We start from the raw sequence: 16,398 nt of genomic DNA, 5'->3' as shown, positions 1-16,398 counted from the left end.
CGTTGTTCGATTTAGGAGCGATGCTGCCCGGATGCCAGAGCCGGCACATGCCCGGCCCGTGTTTTTCCGTCACTTTTTCGGTCAGACTCGCATTTTTTCGTTTCAAGGTTGCAAAAAAGCCCGGCTTTGCGCCGGGCTTTTCGCATTATTCGCCGTCAGCCGGCTCAGGCCGACTTCTTCTTCTCGTCGTCTTCGTCGATCTCCTCGAAGTCGGCGTCGACCACGTCCGAATCCTTGGCGGCGTCCGCCTTGGCGTCGGCTTCGGCCGCTTCCTTCTGCGAGGCCTCGTACATGGCCTGGCCAAGCTTCATCGAAGCTTCGGCAAGCGACTGCGACTTGGCCTCGATATCGGCCACGTCGTCGCCCTCGGCGGCGGTCCTCAGCGCGCTGATGGCGTCGGCGATCGCGGTGCGATCGGCCTCCGAGACCTTGTCGCCATAGTCCTTGAGCGACTTCTCGGACGAGTGCACCAGGGATTCGGCCTGGTTGCGGGCCTCGACGAGCGCGCGGCGCTTCTTGTCGGCGTCGGCGTTGGCCTCGGCGTCCTTCACCATCTTCTCGATGTCGGCGTCGGACAGGCCGCCCGAAGCCTGGATGCGGATCTGGTGCTCCTTGCCGGTGCCCTTGTCCTTGGCCGAGACATTGACGATGCCGTTGGCGTCGATGTCGAAGGTGACCTCGATCTGCGGCACGCCGCGCGGAGCCGGCGGGATGCCGACCAGGTCGAACTGGCCGAGCATCTTGTTGTCGGCCGCCATCTCGCGCTCGCCCTGGAAGACGCGGATCGTCACCGCCGACTGGGAATCCTCGGCCGTCGAGAACACCTGGCTCTTCTTGGTCGGGATCGTGGTGTTGCGCTCGATCAGCCGGGTGAACACGCCGCCCAGCGTCTCGATGCCGAGCGACAGCGGCGTCACGTCGAGCAGCAGCACATCCTTGACGTCGCCCTGCAGCACGCCGGCCTGGATGGCGGCGCCGAGCGCCACGACCTCATCGGGGTTGACGCCCTTGTGCGGGTCCTTGCCGAAGAACTGCTTCACGATCTCCTGGATCTTGGGCATGCGGGTCATGCCGCCGACCAGCACCACCTCGTCGATCTCGCCCGCCTTCAGGCCGGCGTCCTTGAGCGCCGCCTTGCAGGGGTCGATGGTGCGCTGCACGAGATCCTCGACCAGGCTTTCGAACTTCGCCCGGGTGAGCTTCATCGTCAGGTGCTTCGGCCCGGTGGCGTCGGCGGTGATGAAGGGCAGGTTGATCTCGGTCTGCGTCGTCGACGACAGCTCGATCTTGGCCTTTTCCGCCGCTTCCTTCAGGCGCTGCAGCGCAAGCTTGTCGGCCTTGAGGTCGATGCCCTGCTCCTTCTTGAACTCGGCCGCCAGGTACTCGACCAGGCGCATGTCGAAGTCCTCGCCGCCGAGGAAGGTGTCGCCGTTGGTCGACTTCACCTCGAAGACGCCGTCGCCGATCTCGAGCACCGAAATGTCGAACGTGCCGCCGCCAAGGTCATAGACGGCGATGGTCTTGCCGTCCTTCTTCTCCAGGCCATAGGCGAGCGCGGCAGCCGTCGGCTCGTTGATGATGCGCAGCACTTCGAGGCCTGCGATCTTGCCGGCGTCCTTGGTCGCCTGGCGCTGGGCGTCGTTGAAATAGGCCGGAACGGTGATGACCGCCTTCTCGACCTTCTCGCCGAGATAGGCTTCCGCCGTTTCCTTCATCTTCTGCAGGATCATGGCCGAGATCTGGCTGGGCGACAGCTTCTTGCCGCCGGCCTCGACCCAGGCATCGCCATTGTCGCCTTTGACGATCTTGTAGGGGACAAGCTTCTTGTCCTTCTCCGTCACCGGATCGTCATAGCGGCGGCCGATCAGGCGCTTGACCGCGAAGATGGTGTTTTCAGGATTGGTGACCGCCTGGCGTTTGGCCGGCTGGCCGACGAGGCGTTCTCCGTCGCTGTTGATGGCGACGATGGAAGGGGTCGTGCGCGCGCCTTCCGCATTCTCGATAACCTTGGGCTCCTTGCCGTCCATGATGGCGATGCAGGAGTTTGTTGTTCCGAGATCGATACCGATAACTTTTGCCATTGTTCTAGTCTCTCCTCTAAGCAGGCTCTCAGGACCCTGATAAGGCGTTCCGACGAAAGCCCCTGTTCACAAGAAATTCCGCCACGGTCCCGGATTTTCAAGGCCGGACGGCTGGCGCGTATATAAGAACAGGCGGCACGGCGCGCAAGCATTCTGCGCACGGCGTCAACTGTCCGGTGGGGTTTGGCGAGCGGACCGGCACGCTCGACGCCAGCGTCGATCCATTTTTGCCCTATCTCATTGTCCAAACGGGATTTTTCCAAAACGGGGCGCCGCCCTCATGCGCCGGTTGCATGTCGGACGCGGGAAGTTGTGCCCTGGGGGCGTGACTTTGGGTCGCGAATGAGGCTGAAAACATCTTTGCCGCCATGCATCTGACGGCTGCCGGCGGACGCGAAAACGTCTGGCTGTTGTGGGAAAGGCCGCCGGGCCCGTCCGGTCGGTCCAACCCTGCGCAGGAAACGCCGGCCAGCCGGTCGGAGAAGATGGAAGCTTGGCAATCGAGGCAGGCGGGACTACGAATAGGACAAGATGCGGCAGATCGCCGGCACGAGCGCCGGCTTGGATCATGCGCGCGAAATCGGTTCTGATGGGGGTACTTGCCGGGATGCTGGCATTGTCCGGCTGCACCACCGGCGGCGCTTTGCCGACTTCCTCACTGGCCTATGGCGGCCTCACCGACGCCGGTTTCCGCATTCCGCCGGTTCCGATCTACAAGGTCGACCAAAAGCTCCGCCGGCAGACGGTGGCTTATGCGACCGACGAGGCGCCCGGCACCATCATTGTCGATACAGGGGCGAAGTTCCTCTATTACGTGCTGGGAGACGGCCAGGCGATGCGCTACGGCATCGGCGTCGGCAAGGCGGGCTTCGAGTGGCATGGCACTGCTCATGTTGCGCGCAAGCGCGAATGGCCGGATTGGAGCGCGCCGTCCCAGATGATCGTCCGCGAGCGCAACCGGGGCCACATCATACCGGCCCATATGGAAGGCGGACTTATGAACCCGCTCGGCGCGCGGGCGCTCTATCTTTTCAACGAGAAGGGTGACACCGGATATCGCCTGCACGGCAGCCCTGAATGGTGGTCCATCGGCAAAGCCGTGTCGGCGGGCTGCATCCGCCTCATGAATCAGGACATCATCGATCTCTATGACCGGGCTGAAATCGGCACAAAGGTCATCGTGATTTGAGGTGTGTTGAGCTCAAGGTGATGCCGGCCTGCAGATGCCGGGGGATCAGTGTCGGAACGCTTCCGTGCAAAGCGTGCGCAGCTTCGGAAAGATCAGCTTTCCGCCGGCGATCACCTGCGTTCCATTGCTGAGAACCGCCTTGGGATCGGGCTTCAGCACCGTGCCGCCCGCCTCCTCCACCAGTAGCATGCCGGCCAGGCAATCCCAGGCATTCATGTGCTCCTCGACATAGCCGAGCAGCCGCCCGGCCGCGGCATAGGCGAGCATCAGCGCTCCGGACGCGTTGCGGTAGAAGACGCCGCCCTCGGCCATGATCATGCTGATCAATGCTGCGACATGTTCGGTCGACGCGCGGTTCGAAAGCCCGGTTCCGACCGAGCCTTCGGAAAGTGCTGCGGCGCCGCTCGCCTCGATCGGCTGGCCGTTGACGAAGGCGCCGCCGCCGAGGCGGCCATGGAAGGTCTCGCCGGTCGAAGGCTCATGGATGACGCCGACGACGGTCTCGCCATGCCTGGCGCAGGCGATCACCACGCACCAGGCCGGAATGCCGCGCACGAAATTGGCGGTGCCGTCGATCGGGTCGATCACCCAGACATGGCCGGTCCTGCCGGTCACCGGCGCATGCTCCTCGCCGACGATGCCATCGGCGGGATAGGCCTCGGCGATCGCCGCGCGGATGAACATCTCGACCTCGCGGTCGCCGTTGGAGACCAGGTCCTGATGGCCCTTGCTCTCGATTGTGAGGTTGTCGAGGTCGCGAAAATATTTCAGCCCAAGCTCGCCGGCCCGGCGCGCGAGGCCGATGGCGAAATGCATGCGCTGGTCGAGGTCGTCGGTCACGGGAAGGCTCGCGCTTGAGGAAGGGGCCTGCCCATAGCAGACGAGTATGTCAGGCAAAAGCCATCGAGTTGCTCAGGCCGCTTGTGACATCGATCCATGCACGTCCGCCAGGATCTCGAAGGAGCGCACCCGCGCCGCGTGGTCGAACATCTGCGCCGTCACCATCAATTCGTCGGCGCCGGTACGACGCACGAAAGCATCGATGCCCTGGCGGACCGTCTCCGGCGAGCCGACGACGGCGCAGGACAGCGCCTGGGCAAGCATGGTCTTGGCGACCGGATCGAGATCGCGGTCATAGTTTTCGACCGGCGGCGGCAATTGCCCGGGCCGGCCGCTGCGCAGATTGACGAAGGCCTGCTGCAGGGAGGTGAACAAAAGCCGCGCCTCGGCGTCGGTGGGCGCCGCAAAGACGTTGAGGCCGAGCATCACATAGGGCTTGTCGAGCTCAGCCGACGGCTGGAAACGGGTGCGATAGACCTCCAGCGCGTGATCGAGCTCGGCCGGCGCGAAATGCGAGGCGAAGGCATAGGGCAGGCCGAGCAGCGCCGCGAGCTGCGCACCGTAGAGGCTGGAGCCAAGGATCCAGACCGGCACGTGCTGCCCTTCGCCCGGCACCGCGCGGATGCGCTGGCCTTCCTCGGCCGGCCGGAAGTAGCCCATCAGCTCGACCACGTCCTGGGGGAAGTTGTCGCTGGCCTCCAGGTTGCGGCGCAGCGCCCGCGCCGTCATCATGTCGGTGCCCGGCGCGCGGCCGAGGCCGAGGTCGATGCGGCCCGGGAAAAGGGCGTTGAGCGTGCCGAACTGCTCGGCGATCACCAGCGGCGCGTGGTTGGGCAGCATGATGCCGCCGGCGCCGACGCGGATCGTTCTGGTACCGCCCGCGACATGGGCGATGACGACGGAAGTCGCCGCGCTGGCGATGCCCGGCATGTTGTGGTGCTCGGCGAGCCAATAGCGCTTGTAGCCCAGCCGCTCGGCATGGCGGGCAAGGTCGAGCGAATTGGCGAGCGACTGCGAGGCATTGCTGCCTTGCGTGATCGGCGACAGGTCGAGAACCGAAAGTGCAGTCATTGATCAGGTCTCCACGATGTTCTTCTGCCGCAGCCTTGCCTCGAAGGCGGCGCGGTTGGGGATGACGATGGCGAGCTCGCTCTCCAGCACGTCGGCGAGCTCGGTCGCCGAGGCGATCTCGCGCTGCTCGCTGCGGCCGCCGAGATGATGGATCGACAACCGGTTGTTGCGCAGCCCATAGCGCCGGTCCGGCAAAGCGCGCGCCGCGACCAGGGTCGACAGGAAATGCGAGCTCGGATGCGTCGACAGGAAATGGCTGCTCACCTGGTAGTCGACCTCGTAGGTCCGCTGCATGTCGAAGCGGTAGAGCGTGCGCCAATCGTTGTTCATATTGGCGCCGCCAATGCCGGCCTGCAGGCGAAAATGATCGCCGGTCTCGGTGATGCGGAAGGCCTCGTGCGGGGTCTGCTGTTCGAGATCCGGCTCGAGCAACAGCGGCGCCGTCAGCGTCAGGCCGCCAAAGCCGACATCGGCAATGTATGTCTTTCCATCGAGCTCGACCCGCAACAGCATGTGGCTGCGCGCCGTGATGGCATCGTCCGGCTGGCCCCACAGCACGCGGGCGGCGAGCCCGCTGACGTTGAAACCCAGCGCTCCGAGCGCATGCATGAAGATCAGATTGTGCTCGAAGCAGTATCCGCCGCGGCCTTGGCTGAAGACCTTGTCCTGCAGCGAAGCCGGATCGAGCCCGACCGAAACGCCCATCAGCGCGTCGACGTTCTCGAACGGGATCGCCTGCGGATGCTGCCGGTGCAGCGCCTTCAGCGCTGCCAGCGAAGCATCCGTCGGACCGCGATAGCCAATGCGGGCGAAATAGCCATCGATGTCGAAGGAGGCGTTGGTCATGAGAGGGAAATCCGGCTTGACCAGGCCGATATAGGCACTCGCCATGGGCGCCGCAAACAGGCGGCCGGACATGGCCATTGGACCAGGCTTTACGCGGCGCGCTTGTGGTTGCTCTCGGCAACCTCGTCGGCGACGATGGTCTGTTGCGCGGCGAGGAAGTTGCCGACATGGCTGAGGCCGTCGAAATGGTCGCAGAACACCTTGATGACGACCAGCAGCGGCACCGCCATCAGCGCGCCGACGAAGCCCCACAGCCAGGACCAGAAGGCGATGGCGATGAAGATCGCCACGGCGTTGATCTCGAGCCGCCGGCCGACCACCGTCGGGGTCACGAACTGGCCCTCGACGAGGTCGCACAACAGGACGAAGGCGGGCGCCAGCAGCGCGTAGGAGATCGTATCGAAGCTGATCAGCGCGATGGTCGTGACCAGGAGGATGGTTATCAGCGCGCCGACATAGGGCAGGAAATTGAGCAGCGCCGCGGCCGCGCCCCAGACCAGCGGGTTCGGCATGCCGAGCCCCCACAGGCCGAGCCCGATCACCGTGCCGAGGCCGGTATTGATGAGGGCGACGGTGAGCAGATAGTGCGAGATCTCGCGCTCGACGTCATAGACGACGCGCAGCGCCCGCTTCTTGTCGCTGAGACTGGCGAAGGACTGAACGATCTTCTCGTAGAACAAGGTGCCCGAGGCGAGCAGGAACAGCGACAGCACGAAGACGATGGTGATGCTGGTGCCGGCCCCCACTATGTTGCTGGCGGCCGTGGAGAGCATGCCGGATGGCGCCACCGCCACCTTTTGCACGTTCGGCTCCTGTGCGGTCTCGGTCAGCGCCTCGAGCTGGTGCGAGATGTCCATGACCCTTTCGAGCGGTTGCTTGAACGGCGCCAGCCTGTCGGTCAGCTGCAGGCCGATGGACGAGCTGTTGTTGATGAGATCGATGACCGGGCCGCTGAGCAGATAGCCGGCGCTGGCCACAAGGAAGACCGAGAGCAGCACCAGCAGCGTCGCGGACAGCACGTCGGGAACGCCGTGCTTGCGCAGGAAGCGCACGATCGGCGTCAGCGTCAGCGCCAGCAGGAAGGCGAGGATCACGGGCATGAAGAAGGCGCGGGCGAAATAGAGCGCCGCGGTCGTCATGAGGATGAAGATGCCGATCAGCAGCGATCGCATCAGTCGCAATTCGGCGTGGGCTTCGGCACGTGGTTCAACGCTTTCGGCAACGCTCGCGCCCGAAGCGGTCGTCTCGGCTTTCATCGTTCCCCTTGAGCACCGCTACCGGTGCGATCGTCGAGAAAAACGTGTCCGCCGCGCCAAGGTTCCGTTAGCCGGCGGTGATGATAGAGCCTTGCCGGGCCGGCATCTTCAGGCGGCGGGCGCCGGTGCGGCGGGCTCGGCCTTCGCCGTCTCGCGCCGCACGATCGGCGCCACCTTGGTGCCGTAGAGCTCGATCGCCTTCATGGTCTTGGCGTGCGGCATGGTGCCGATCGCCATCTGCAGGAGGAAGCGGTCGTTGCCGAAGATCTTGTGCTGGGCGACGATCTTTTCCGCTACGGCTTCAGGACTGCCGACGAACAGGGCGCCGCCGAGACCCCGCGCGTGGTCGAAATGCGCCCGCGAGGTCGGCCCCCAGCCGCGCTCGCGGCCGATGCGGTTCATCACCTCGGCCTGCGGCGCGTAGAAATCGTCGGCCGCCTTCTCCGTCGTCTCGGCGATGAAGCCGTGCACATTGAGGCTGGTGGCGAGGGCGGCCCGATCGATGCCGGCGCCCCTTGCCGCCTCGCGATAGATGTCGAACAGCGGCGCGAAGCGGGCCGGCTCGCCGCCGATGATGGCAAGCGCCAACGGCAGGCCGAGCACGCCGGCGCGGGCGGCGGACTGCGGCGTCCCGCCGATGGCGATCCAGATCGGCAGTTTGTCCTGGAAGGGGCGCGGATAGACGCCGCGGCCGTTGATCGGCGCGCGCAAGCGTCCCTGCCACGTCACCTTCACCTGGTCGCGGATGGCGAGCAGCAGGTCGAGCTTCTCGGCGAAGAGCTCGTCATAGTCCTCCAGATTGTAGCCGAAAAGCGGGAAGGATTCGATGAAGGAGCCGCGCCCGGCCATGATCTCGGCGCGGCCGCCGGACAGAAGGTCGAGGGTCGCGAATTGCTGGAAGACCCGCACCGGATCGTCGGAAGAGAGCACGGTGACCGCGCTGGTGAGCTTGATGCGCCTGGTCCGCTCGGCGGCCGCCGCGAGCGCCACGACCGGCACCGAGGCCGCATAGTCGGGGCGGTGATGTTCGCCGAGGCCGAACACGTCGAGCCCGACCTGGTCGGCCAGCTCGATCTCCTCAATCAGGTTGCGCAGCCGTTCATGCGGCCCGATGGCGCCCGGGCCCGGTTCCGGGCTGACATCCGCGAAAGTGTAGAGGCCGAGTTCCATGGCGATTGCATCCCGATGCGCTGGTTGAGCGTTGATTGCTGGCGCAAGACGTAGCGATCGGCCGGGTCGGCCGCCAGTGGCACGGTTTGTGAACAGTGCATCGCGCGATAGGACGTATCCCGGCGGCAACAGCGCAGATTTTCATGGCTGGCATACCGTTTTGGCGCTTGAACTCATCGCTTTCGCGCGTATGTAAGCGTCGCGAATTGACTGCAGGGAAGTGGATTTGGCTATCTACAGGGAAAAAGACATATTCGAGCGGCGCAACGCCGCGAACGAGGCGAAGAAGGCGCTCCTGGAGCGCTTCAAGGCAAAGCCGGCGGCGGATGATCCAGCGGTGCTGGCGCGTCAGGCGGAACGCAAGGCGATCCTCGCGGCCCGCGCGATCCGCGAGGCCGAGAAGGCCAGGCTGAAGCAGGAAAAGCTGGCGCGCGAAGCAGCCGAGAAGGCTGAACGCGAGGCAGCGGCAGAGGCTGACCGTATCGCTGCTGAAGAAGCGGCGGCGGCCGAGGCCAAGATCCGCGAAGCCGAGGAAACCGAACGCATCGCCCGTGTGCTTGCCGAAGAGGCCGAGCGCAAGGCCAAGCGCGATGCGCGCTACGCCGCCCGCAAGGCGCGTGTCGGCCGCACGCCTCCGGGCTTCTCCGCCCGCTAGGTTCGAGTTCGTTCGAAAAATGAATCAGGGTCGCCGGTGGCGGCCCTGAACGCGTTTGTGCCGTTTCAGGCGACGAGCTTCAGCCCGATGATGCCGCACACGATCAGGCCGATGCAGGCAAGCCGCGCCGCAGTTGCCGGCTCGCCGAGCAGCCAGATGCCGAGCAGGGCGGTGCCGACGGTGCCGATCCCCGTCCACACCGCATAGGCAGTGCCCACAGGCAGCGCCTTCAGCGCCAGGCCGAGCAGGCCAAGGCTGACGATCATCGAGGCGACGGTGAGCGCGGTCGGCAGCGGCTTCGAGAAACCATCGGTATATTTGAGACCGATCGCCCAGCCGATCTCGAACAGGCCGGCGAAAAAGAGAAAAATCCAGGACATCGCAAACGCTCCGTCGATCGGGCATCGATCGCTCGACGCTTGAGGGAGGCGGGTCGTCCCAGCCGGTTTTCGGGAAAGCGAGGTCGTCCTCGCGCTGGTGATATAGGGAGACGTGCTCCCCGTTCAACAAAACACCGGCAGCATTCGGCATGCCGCCGGTTCAAATCCGCATCGAGACGGACAATGCATGTCGCCCAAAAGTGCAAAGCGGTTTTGGGAGAACGACATGCATCAAAACAAAAAAAGCGTGACGCCTTGAGTTTCAGCGCGGCACGCCCGCGCCGGCGGCTTACTTCTCCTTGATGCGCATCGCCTTGACCGGCGGCGCCTTCGGGGCCGGGGCCGCGGCTGGTTTCTTCGCGTCCTTCTTCGGCTTGCGGGGTTCCTTGCCCGCCTTCATCGCACCTTTCGCCATGATTCGCTCCTCCGATTGTGGGCGGCCAAGTGAAACAAGAGAAGCGTCCGACCGCAAGAGGCCGCTTGCCGCCTCGAAAGCCGGCTTCCCGGATGTCAACCGTTTTCCCTTGATCCGCCGGCCGTGAAACAGGTGTCGGGCGGTTGGACGGGATGCGCGTCGGTGCTCCTGAACCTTGGAGCGGCTGGCGCATTGTCTGTAGAGCTTCGGCCAACTGGCCGCTAAGCTGGAATCGATCGGCGAGGGTCAGGATCAATGGCAGGGCATGCCGGCTCGAAAAGGGTGATCTACGCGGCGCTCGCCGGCAATCTCGCGATCGCGCTGACCAAATTCGCCGCGGCCTTCTTCACCGGTTCTTCGGCGATGCTGTCGGAAGGCGTGCATTCGCTCGTCGACACCGGCAATGGCGGGCTTCTGCTTCACGGCATGCGCCGGGCCGCGCGCCTGGCCGACCGCGCGCATCCGCTCGGCCATGGCCGGGAGCTCTATTTCTGGAGCTTCATCGTCGCGCTGCTGGTTTTCGCCCTGGGCGCCGGCGTCTCCTTCTATGAAGGCGTCGTCCACATCATGGCGCCCGAGCCCATCGTCAACGCCAGGGTCAACTACATCGTGCTTGGCCTGTCCTTCCTGTTCGAGGGCAGTTCCTGGCTGGTGGCGCTGAAGGAGTTCCGCCAGGAGAAGGGCAGTCAGGGCTGGTTCCAGGCGGTGCGCCACAGCAAGGACCCCAGCGTCTACACAGTGCTGTTCGAGGACAGCGCGGCACTGCTCGGCCTGATCGTCGCCTTCGCCGGCATCCTGGCGTCCGGACTGCTGGAAATCCCGGAGCTCGACGGCGTCGGCTCGATCGGCATCGCGATCATCCTTGGCGCGACCGCGGCCTTTCTGGCACGCGAGAGCAAGGGGCTGCTCATGGGCGAGCCCGCCTCCCCCGAGGTGCAGCGCAAGGTCCTGGCGATCGCCGAGGATGATCCGGCGGTGCAGCGGGCGAACGGGATCCTGAGTGTCCATATCGGCCCGGAGGAAATCGTCGCCGGCCTGAGCATCGAATTCGAGGACCATCTCACCGCGCCGGAGATCGAAGCCTGCGTTGAACGCCTGGAAGCGCGGCTGAAAACCGACATGCCCGAAATCACCAGGCTGTTCGTCAAGCCGCAGGCGACTGGCACATGGGAGCGCAGGCGCAAGGCTATCGCCGAAGCCTCCGAAGAAGACTAGGTTTGAGCGAAGCAATTTTTAGGAGCAAGCCCGATGAAAATCGACGGCGGATGCCACTGCGGCGCCATCACCTATGAGGCGGAGGTCGACCCGGAAAAGACCTCGATCTGCCACTGCACGGACTGCCAGCAACTGACCGGCACCGCGTTTCGCGTTACCGTGCGGGTGCCGGAGGAGGATTACCGCATCACCAAGGGCGAGCCCAAGGTCTACATCAAGACCGGGACGACCGGCGCCAAGCGGGCGCAGGGCTTCTGCGGCGAGTGCGGCTCGCATCTTTACGCCACCTCCGTCGCCGACGGCCCGAAGGTCTACGGCATCAGGACCGGCACGGCGCGCCAGCGCGATCAGCTGGTGCCGAGGACGCAATACTGGCATCGCTCGGCTCTGCACTGGCTGCCCGAGTTCGAGGGCACCAGGGTGGTCGACGAGCAGTAGTCGTTTGGCGGCTCAGTCGTCGCCTTCGACGACGCGCAACCTGAGCTGGCCGGTCTTGGAATCGGCCACGCGCGCGCCGGCCTCCACCTTGGCCGGACCGCGCGGCGGCTCGGTTTCCCCTTCGGCGAACTCCAGCGCTTCGATCTTCTGGCCGCGCTTGGTCACTTTCGACGTCGAAACGAGGATGTCGTCTATGTCCTTGCTTGCCTGGCCGAAATGCGTCTGCAGCCGGCGCACGCGCTCGTCGACGCGCGCCACGTCCTCCATCAGGCGGATGACCTCGCCCTGGATCAGATGCGCCTGCTCGCGCATGCGCGCGTCTTTCAGGATTGCCTGGATCACCTGGATCGACAGCATCAAGAGCGACGGCGAGACGATGACGACGCGGGCGCGGTGCGCCTTCTGCACCACGGCCTCGAAATTCTCGTGGATCTCGGCGAACACCGATTCCGACGGCACGAACATGAAGGCGGTGTCCTGCGTCTCGCCCTGGATCAGGTATTTTTCGGCGATATCGCGGATATGCACCTCGATATCGCGCCGGAACGCCTGCGCGGCGACCTTCTTGAGGTCGGGGCTCTCGGCGGCGCGGATGGCGTTCCAGGCTTCCAGCGGAAACTTGGCGTCGATGGCAAGCATCGGCGCACCGTTCGGCATCCGCACCAGGCAGTCCGGCCGGCTGCCGTTCGACAGGCCCGCCTGAAACTCGTAGGCGCCGTGCGGCAGCCCGTCGGCGACGATCGCCTCCATGCGCGACTGGCCGAAGGCGCCGCGCGTCTGCTTGTTGGAAAGGATCGCCTGCAGCTGCACGACCTGGCCGGCTAAAGACTGGATGTTGCCTTGCGCGGTGTCGATCACCGCCAGCCGCTCTTGCAATTTGGCCAGGCTCTCATGCGTCGATTTGGTCTGCTCGGCCATGGTCTGGCCGAGGCGGCCGGTCATGGCGTCGAGCCGCTGTCCGAGCGATTGGGTGAGCTCGGCCTGCCTGGCGCCGAACACTTCGGCGATCGCGCCCATGCGGCCCTGCATCTCGGCCTGCGCCTGCAGGATGTCCGCCATCCGCGCCTCGGTATCGCGGGCATGATCGGCCGCTTCGGCCGCGGCAACCGCGCGTGCCCCGGCAGCGCGCCACAGCGCTATGACGAGCGCCAGGAAAAACGCCAGCAGCAGAAGCCCGCCGAAGCCGAGCGCCTCGCCGAGCGTGATCGTGGTGGCGCCGAGCCGCGCGACCGGTTGCGAAAGGATGGAGGTCATGTCGTTCATGTCGGCAGCATAACCGATTCGGCCCGCCGGCACAGATCAAAACGTGAACAGGCGGATGATGTCCCGGTTGACGCTTTTCCTGCGACGTCTTAGGTGAGACGCCATGTCGATCAAGCCGCTCATCATTCTTCCCGATCCCATCCTGCGCCAGGTTTCCAAGCCGGTGGAGCGCGTCGACGGCGATTTGCGCAAGCTCGCCGACGACATGCTGGAAACCATGTATGACGCGCCGGGCATCGGGCTGGCGGCGATCCAGGTCGGCGAGCCGCGGCGCCTGCTGGTCATCGACCTTGCCAAGGAAGGCGAGGAGCCGGCGCCGCATGTCTTCATCAATCCGGAGATCCTCGAAAGCTCCGACCAGCGCTCGGTCTATGAGGAAGGCTGCCTGTCGATCCCCGACTACTATGCCGAGGTCGAGCGTCCCGCCGCGGTGCGGGTGAAATATCTCGACCGCGACGGCAAGCTGCAGGAGATTGACGCCGAGGGCCTGATGGCGACCTGTCTGCAGCACGAGATCGACCACCTCAACGGCGTGCTGTTCATCGACCACATCTCGAAGCTGAAGCGCGACATGGTGGTGAGGAAGTTCAAGAAGCTCGCCAAGGACAAGGCGCCGGGCAAGATGGTGGGATAGGGGGCATGCCCCTGCGCGTCATCTTCATGGGCACGCCGGATTTTTCCGTGCCGACGCTGCGTGCGATAGCCGAGGTCGGCCACGACATAGCTGCCGTCTACACGCAGCCGCCGCGCGCCGCTGGCCGGCGCGGGCTGGAACTGACGCCCTCGCCGGTGCAGCGAGAGGCGGAGCGGCTTGGCCTCGAGGTGCGGACGCCGGCATCGCTGAAAAGCGAGCCCGAGCAGCAGGCCTTCGCCGCCTTGCGGGCCGATGTCGCGGTGGTCGTCGCCTACGGCCTGCTTCTGCCGAAACCCGTCTTGGAGGCCACCAGACTGGGCTGCCTCAACGGCCATGCCTCACTTTTGCCGCGTTGGCGCGGTGCTGCTCCCATCCAGCGCGCCATCATGGCCGGCGATGCCGAGACCGGCATGATGATCATGCGCATGGAAGAAGGTCTCGACACCGGTCCGGTGGCATTGGTTGAAAAATCGCCCATCGGACCCGATATGACCGCCGGCGAATTGCATGACCGGATGATGGACTTAGGTGCTTCGCTGATGGTGGAAGCGCTGACGCGGCTGGGGATAAATTGTCTGACATTTATCCAACAGGCGACGGAAGGGGTGACCTATGCCCGAAAGATCGATAAATCGGAGACACGCGTAGACTGGACGCGGCCTGCCGGCGAAGTCCACAATCACATTCGCGGCCTTTCGCCCTTCCCGGGCGCGTGGTGCGAGGTCGAAATTGGTGGCCGCGTGGAGCGGCTGAAACTGCTTCGCTCGACGCTTTCCAACGGCGTCGGCGAGTCGGGAGGTATTCTCGATGACCGGCTGACGGTCGCCTGCGGGTCAGGCGCGGTGCGGCTGGTCGAAATTCAACGGGCGGGTGGAAGGCCCGCCGCCGCTCAGGAGTTTCTGCGCGGGGCCAAGGTCGAAAAAGGAACGAAACTCACATGAGCATGATGTCGATACGCGCGGCGACGCCGCGGGATCGCGAGGCGATCCGCCTCGTCGAAGAGCATGCCTTCGGCCAGCAGGCGGAGGCCGGCCTGGTCGACGCCCTGGTGGCCGGTGGCGACACCGTCGTCGAACTGGTTGCCGAAGAAGACGGCCAGGTCGTCGGCCACATCCTGTTTTCCAGGCTTTTTGTGCAGAACGGTGCCAAGCGGTCTGCAGCCGTGGCGCTGGCGCCGCTGGCGGTCGAGCCGTCCTTCCATGGCACCGGCATCGGCGGCGCGCTGATCCGCGAGGCGCATATCCGCCTCAAGGAAGCCGGCGAGCGGCTTGCCGTGGTGCTCGGCGATCCGGCCTATTACGGCCGTTTCGGCTACACCCATGCCCGCGCCGAGAAGTTCGAGAGCGAGTACCAGGGCGAGGCGCTGCAGGCGCTGGCCTGGGGCGACGCGCCCGAGGCCGGCAAGCTGGTCTACGCTTCGGCCTTCACCGCGCTTGCCGCCTAGAGCATGATCCCGAAAAGTGGGAACCGGTTTTCGGGAAAGATCATGCTCAATCGAAAAAGGGCCTCGTCGCGATCGCGGGCGGTCGTGTGAACATGCCGCGTTTTCGGCTCGACATCGAATATGACGGCAGCCAGTTCGCCGGCTGGCAGCACCAGGCAGACCAGCTATCGGTGCAGCAGGCGATCGAGCAGGCGATCGAAAAATTCTGCGGCGAAGAGGTAAGAATACGTGCCGCCGGCCGCACCGATGCCGGCGTGCACGCCACCGCCCAGGTGGCGCATGTCGATCTCGGCAAGGAATGGCCGGGCGACAAGGTGCGTGATGCCGTCAACGCCCATCTGCAGGCGGCCGGCGCGCGCATCGCCATCTTGAAGGCGGCGGTCGTCGCCGACGATTTCGACGCGCGCTTCTCGGCCACCGGCCGCCACTACCTCTACCGCATCCTCAACCGCCGCGCGCCGTCGGCGCTGGAAAAGGGCAAGGTCTGGTGGGTGCCGAAGCGCCTCGACGCCGAGGCCATGCACGAGGCGGCGAAGGTGCTGCTTGGGCGGCACGACTTCACCACCTTCCGCTCCACCCAGTGCCAGGCCGAAAGCCCGGTGCGCACGCTTGCGCGCCTCGATGTCAGCCGCGCGGGCGATCTCATCGAGATCAGGACCTCCGCGCGCTCCTTCCTGCACAATCAGGTGCGCTCGATGGTCGGCTCCTTGCGGCGCGTCGGCGACGGCTCCTGGAGCGCCGCCGATCTCAAGGCGGCGCTCGAAGCGCGCGACCGCGCCGCCTGCGGACAGGTTGCGCCGCCGGACGGGCTGTTTCTTGTCGGGGTGGATTATCCGCAATCCGTGGGGCAGTCCGATCAGTCAGCGTCGCTCACGGCCAAATCGTAAGACCAATTCGCGCCGCCGTAGAACAGGCGCAAAATCACCACGCGCTCGGGCTCTACGATGAAGGCGACCGTTATGCGACGCTCAAAGCCGACGACACGAAGGTCCGGCCGTACGTCGTCACGGCGCACGCCGCGCTCGGAACCGTATTCGAGACGCTCGCAGAACGCCCGTATACGAGTGTCGTAGCGGTTGGCCGTGGTCGCGCTGCTGGCTTCCGCGATGAGGCTGTAGATACGATCGAGGTCGTCGCCACCATCAGACGTGTAGACGATCGTCCGACGCTTCACGGTTTTTTCTGCGGATGGAGCTCATGACGTCTGCGCGCCCGTTCGGCCATTTCTTCCGGCGAAATTCCCTTTCCAGGGTTTGCCTTCCAGGCATCAAAGGTAAGAGCGACTTCCTCACGCAGCCAGCGCTCCACGGCGGCATCGCGCTCCTGCAAGGCGCGCAGTCCGGCGCGGATGACCTCACTGCTTGTGGCATAGGCGCCCGACTGAACTAGTTGATCGATAAAGGCGGCTTGCTCCGCCGGCAGGCTGAATGTGCGTTTTTCGATGGCGGACATGTGCTTCCTCCTCGGAAGTCGGTATGAAAATATCATACCTGCTCCGGCG

The 16,398-nt window shown here is 65.0% G+C and carries 19 protein-coding genes; 8 read left to right on the top strand and 11 right to left on the bottom strand.

Annotated elements, in window-relative coordinates; genetic code table 11:
* Nucleotides 1-164 precede the first annotated feature (164 nt).
* On the bottom strand, nt 165-2,081 hold the full coding sequence (dnaK, locus tag EJ067_RS16150) for a molecular chaperone DnaK (RefSeq protein ID WP_126086626.1): 1,917 nt from the start codon (nt 2,079-2,081) through the stop codon (nt 165-167).
* 568 nt (nt 2,082-2,649) lie between these two features.
* Between dnaK and EJ067_RS16145 the strand changes: the two genes are divergently transcribed.
* Nucleotides 2,650-3,270 (top strand): L,D-transpeptidase, encoded by a 621-nt coding sequence (locus EJ067_RS16145; protein ID WP_126086625.1) that lies wholly within the window; start codon nt 2,650-2,652, stop codon nt 3,268-3,270.
* Nucleotides 3,271-3,315: 45 nt separating this feature from the next.
* Here the strand turns inward: EJ067_RS16145 and EJ067_RS16140 are convergent, their stop codons facing one another.
* The 5 genes from EJ067_RS16140 to EJ067_RS16120 form a co-directional block, all read right to left on the bottom strand.
* On the bottom strand, nt 3,316-4,110 hold the full coding sequence (locus tag EJ067_RS16140; RefSeq protein ID WP_126086624.1) for an inositol monophosphatase family protein: 795 nt from the start codon (nt 4,108-4,110) through the stop codon (nt 3,316-3,318).
* A 72-nt stretch (nt 4,111-4,182) separates the two neighbouring features.
* Nucleotides 4,183-5,181: an LLM class flavin-dependent oxidoreductase gene (locus EJ067_RS16135; RefSeq protein WP_126086623.1), complete on the bottom strand. Its 999-nt coding sequence runs from the start codon at nt 5,179-5,181 to the stop codon at nt 4,183-4,185.
* A gap of 3 nt (nt 5,182-5,184) precedes the next feature.
* Nucleotides 5,185-6,099 (bottom strand): arylamine N-acetyltransferase, encoded by a 915-nt coding sequence (locus EJ067_RS16130; protein ID WP_245468276.1) that lies wholly within the window; start codon nt 6,097-6,099, stop codon nt 5,185-5,187.
* Between the two features lie 17 nt (nt 6,100-6,116).
* Nucleotides 6,117-7,283 carry an AI-2E family transporter gene (locus EJ067_RS16125; protein ID WP_126086622.1) on the bottom strand — a complete coding sequence of 389 codons (1,167 nt, stop codon included), beginning with the start codon at nt 7,281-7,283 and terminating at the stop codon, nt 6,117-6,119.
* Between the two features lie 108 nt (nt 7,284-7,391).
* Nucleotides 7,392-8,453 carry an LLM class flavin-dependent oxidoreductase gene (locus tag EJ067_RS16120; RefSeq protein ID WP_126086621.1) on the bottom strand — a complete coding sequence of 354 codons (1,062 nt, stop codon included), beginning with the start codon at nt 8,451-8,453 and terminating at the stop codon, nt 7,392-7,394.
* 226 nt (nt 8,454-8,679) lie between these two features.
* Between EJ067_RS16120 and EJ067_RS16115 the strand changes: the two genes are divergently transcribed.
* Nucleotides 8,680-9,108 (top strand): DUF6481 family protein, encoded by a 429-nt coding sequence (locus EJ067_RS16115; RefSeq protein WP_126086620.1) that lies wholly within the window; start codon nt 8,680-8,682, stop codon nt 9,106-9,108.
* A gap of 65 nt (nt 9,109-9,173) precedes the next feature.
* On the opposite strand, the gene sugE is transcribed toward EJ067_RS16115, so the two are convergent.
* Entirely contained in the window at nt 9,174-9,488 is a 315-nt protein-coding gene (gene sugE / locus EJ067_RS16110; RefSeq protein WP_126086619.1) for a quaternary ammonium compound efflux SMR transporter SugE, read from the bottom strand.
* A 289-nt stretch (nt 9,489-9,777) separates the two neighbouring features.
* On the bottom strand, nt 9,778-9,903 hold the full coding sequence (locus EJ067_RS35675; protein ID WP_082953831.1) for a hypothetical protein: 126 nt from the start codon (nt 9,901-9,903) through the stop codon (nt 9,778-9,780).
* A gap of 255 nt (nt 9,904-10,158) precedes the next feature.
* Here EJ067_RS35675 and EJ067_RS16100 point away from each other — a divergent pair, with 255 nt between their 5' ends.
* Together EJ067_RS16100 and EJ067_RS16095 are read left to right on the top strand one after the other, a co-directional pair.
* Nucleotides 10,159-11,118, top strand: coding sequence for a cation diffusion facilitator family transporter (locus EJ067_RS16100; RefSeq protein ID WP_126086618.1), 960 nt, complete (start codon nt 10,159-10,161; stop codon nt 11,116-11,118).
* A gap of 33 nt (nt 11,119-11,151) precedes the next feature.
* Entirely contained in the window at nt 11,152-11,556 is a 405-nt protein-coding gene (locus EJ067_RS16095; RefSeq protein ID WP_126086617.1) for a GFA family protein, read from the top strand.
* Nucleotides 11,557-11,568: 12 nt separating this feature from the next.
* Here the strand turns inward: EJ067_RS16095 and EJ067_RS16090 are convergent, their stop codons facing one another.
* Nucleotides 11,569-12,819 carry a DNA recombination protein RmuC gene (locus tag EJ067_RS16090; RefSeq protein WP_126086616.1) on the bottom strand — a complete coding sequence of 417 codons (1,251 nt, stop codon included), beginning with the start codon at nt 12,817-12,819 and terminating at the stop codon, nt 11,569-11,571.
* Nucleotides 12,820-12,922: 103 nt separating this feature from the next.
* Here EJ067_RS16090 and def point away from each other — a divergent pair, with 103 nt between their 5' ends.
* From def to truA, 4 genes are all read left to right on the top strand, one after another.
* Nucleotides 12,923-13,453, top strand: coding sequence for a peptide deformylase (gene def, locus EJ067_RS16085; RefSeq protein WP_126086615.1), 531 nt, complete (start codon nt 12,923-12,925; stop codon nt 13,451-13,453).
* Nucleotides 13,454-13,458: 5 nt separating this feature from the next.
* The gene (gene fmt, locus EJ067_RS16080; protein WP_126086614.1) at nt 13,459-14,394 is read left to right on the top strand and encodes a methionyl-tRNA formyltransferase; all 936 of its coding nucleotides are present in this window, start codon (nt 13,459-13,461) and stop codon (nt 14,392-14,394) included.
* Entirely contained in the window at nt 14,391-14,897 is a 507-nt protein-coding gene (locus EJ067_RS16075) for an N-acetyltransferase (RefSeq protein ID WP_126086613.1), read from the top strand. Before fmt ends, EJ067_RS16075 begins: the two co-directional genes overlap by 4 nt.
* A 92-nt stretch (nt 14,898-14,989) precedes the next feature.
* A complete protein-coding gene (gene truA / locus EJ067_RS16070; RefSeq protein WP_126086612.1) occupies nt 14,990-15,784 on the top strand; it encodes a tRNA pseudouridine(38-40) synthase TruA in 795 nt (264 codons plus the stop codon).
* Here truA and EJ067_RS16065 read toward each other — a convergent pair.
* A complete protein-coding gene (locus EJ067_RS16065; protein ID WP_126086611.1) occupies nt 15,754-16,071 on the bottom strand; it encodes a type II toxin-antitoxin system RelE/ParE family toxin in 318 nt (105 codons plus the stop codon). The two genes, truA and EJ067_RS16065, sit on opposite strands and share 31 nt — an antisense overlap.
* Nucleotides 16,068-16,349: a type II toxin-antitoxin system ParD family antitoxin gene (locus EJ067_RS16060; protein ID WP_126086610.1), complete on the bottom strand. Its 282-nt coding sequence runs from the start codon at nt 16,347-16,349 to the stop codon at nt 16,068-16,070. The genes EJ067_RS16065 and EJ067_RS16060 overlap by 4 nt, the downstream gene beginning before the upstream one ends.
* Between the last annotated feature and the right edge of the window lie 49 nt (nt 16,350-16,398).

It is taken from the genome of Mesorhizobium sp. M1D.F.Ca.ET.043.01.1.1 (assembly GCF_003952385.1).
Taxonomy (GTDB): domain Bacteria; phylum Pseudomonadota; class Alphaproteobacteria; order Rhizobiales; family Rhizobiaceae; genus Mesorhizobium.
The sequence above is the reverse complement of the archived record's forward strand: the minus strand, read 5'-3'. Positions and strand labels throughout refer to the sequence as shown.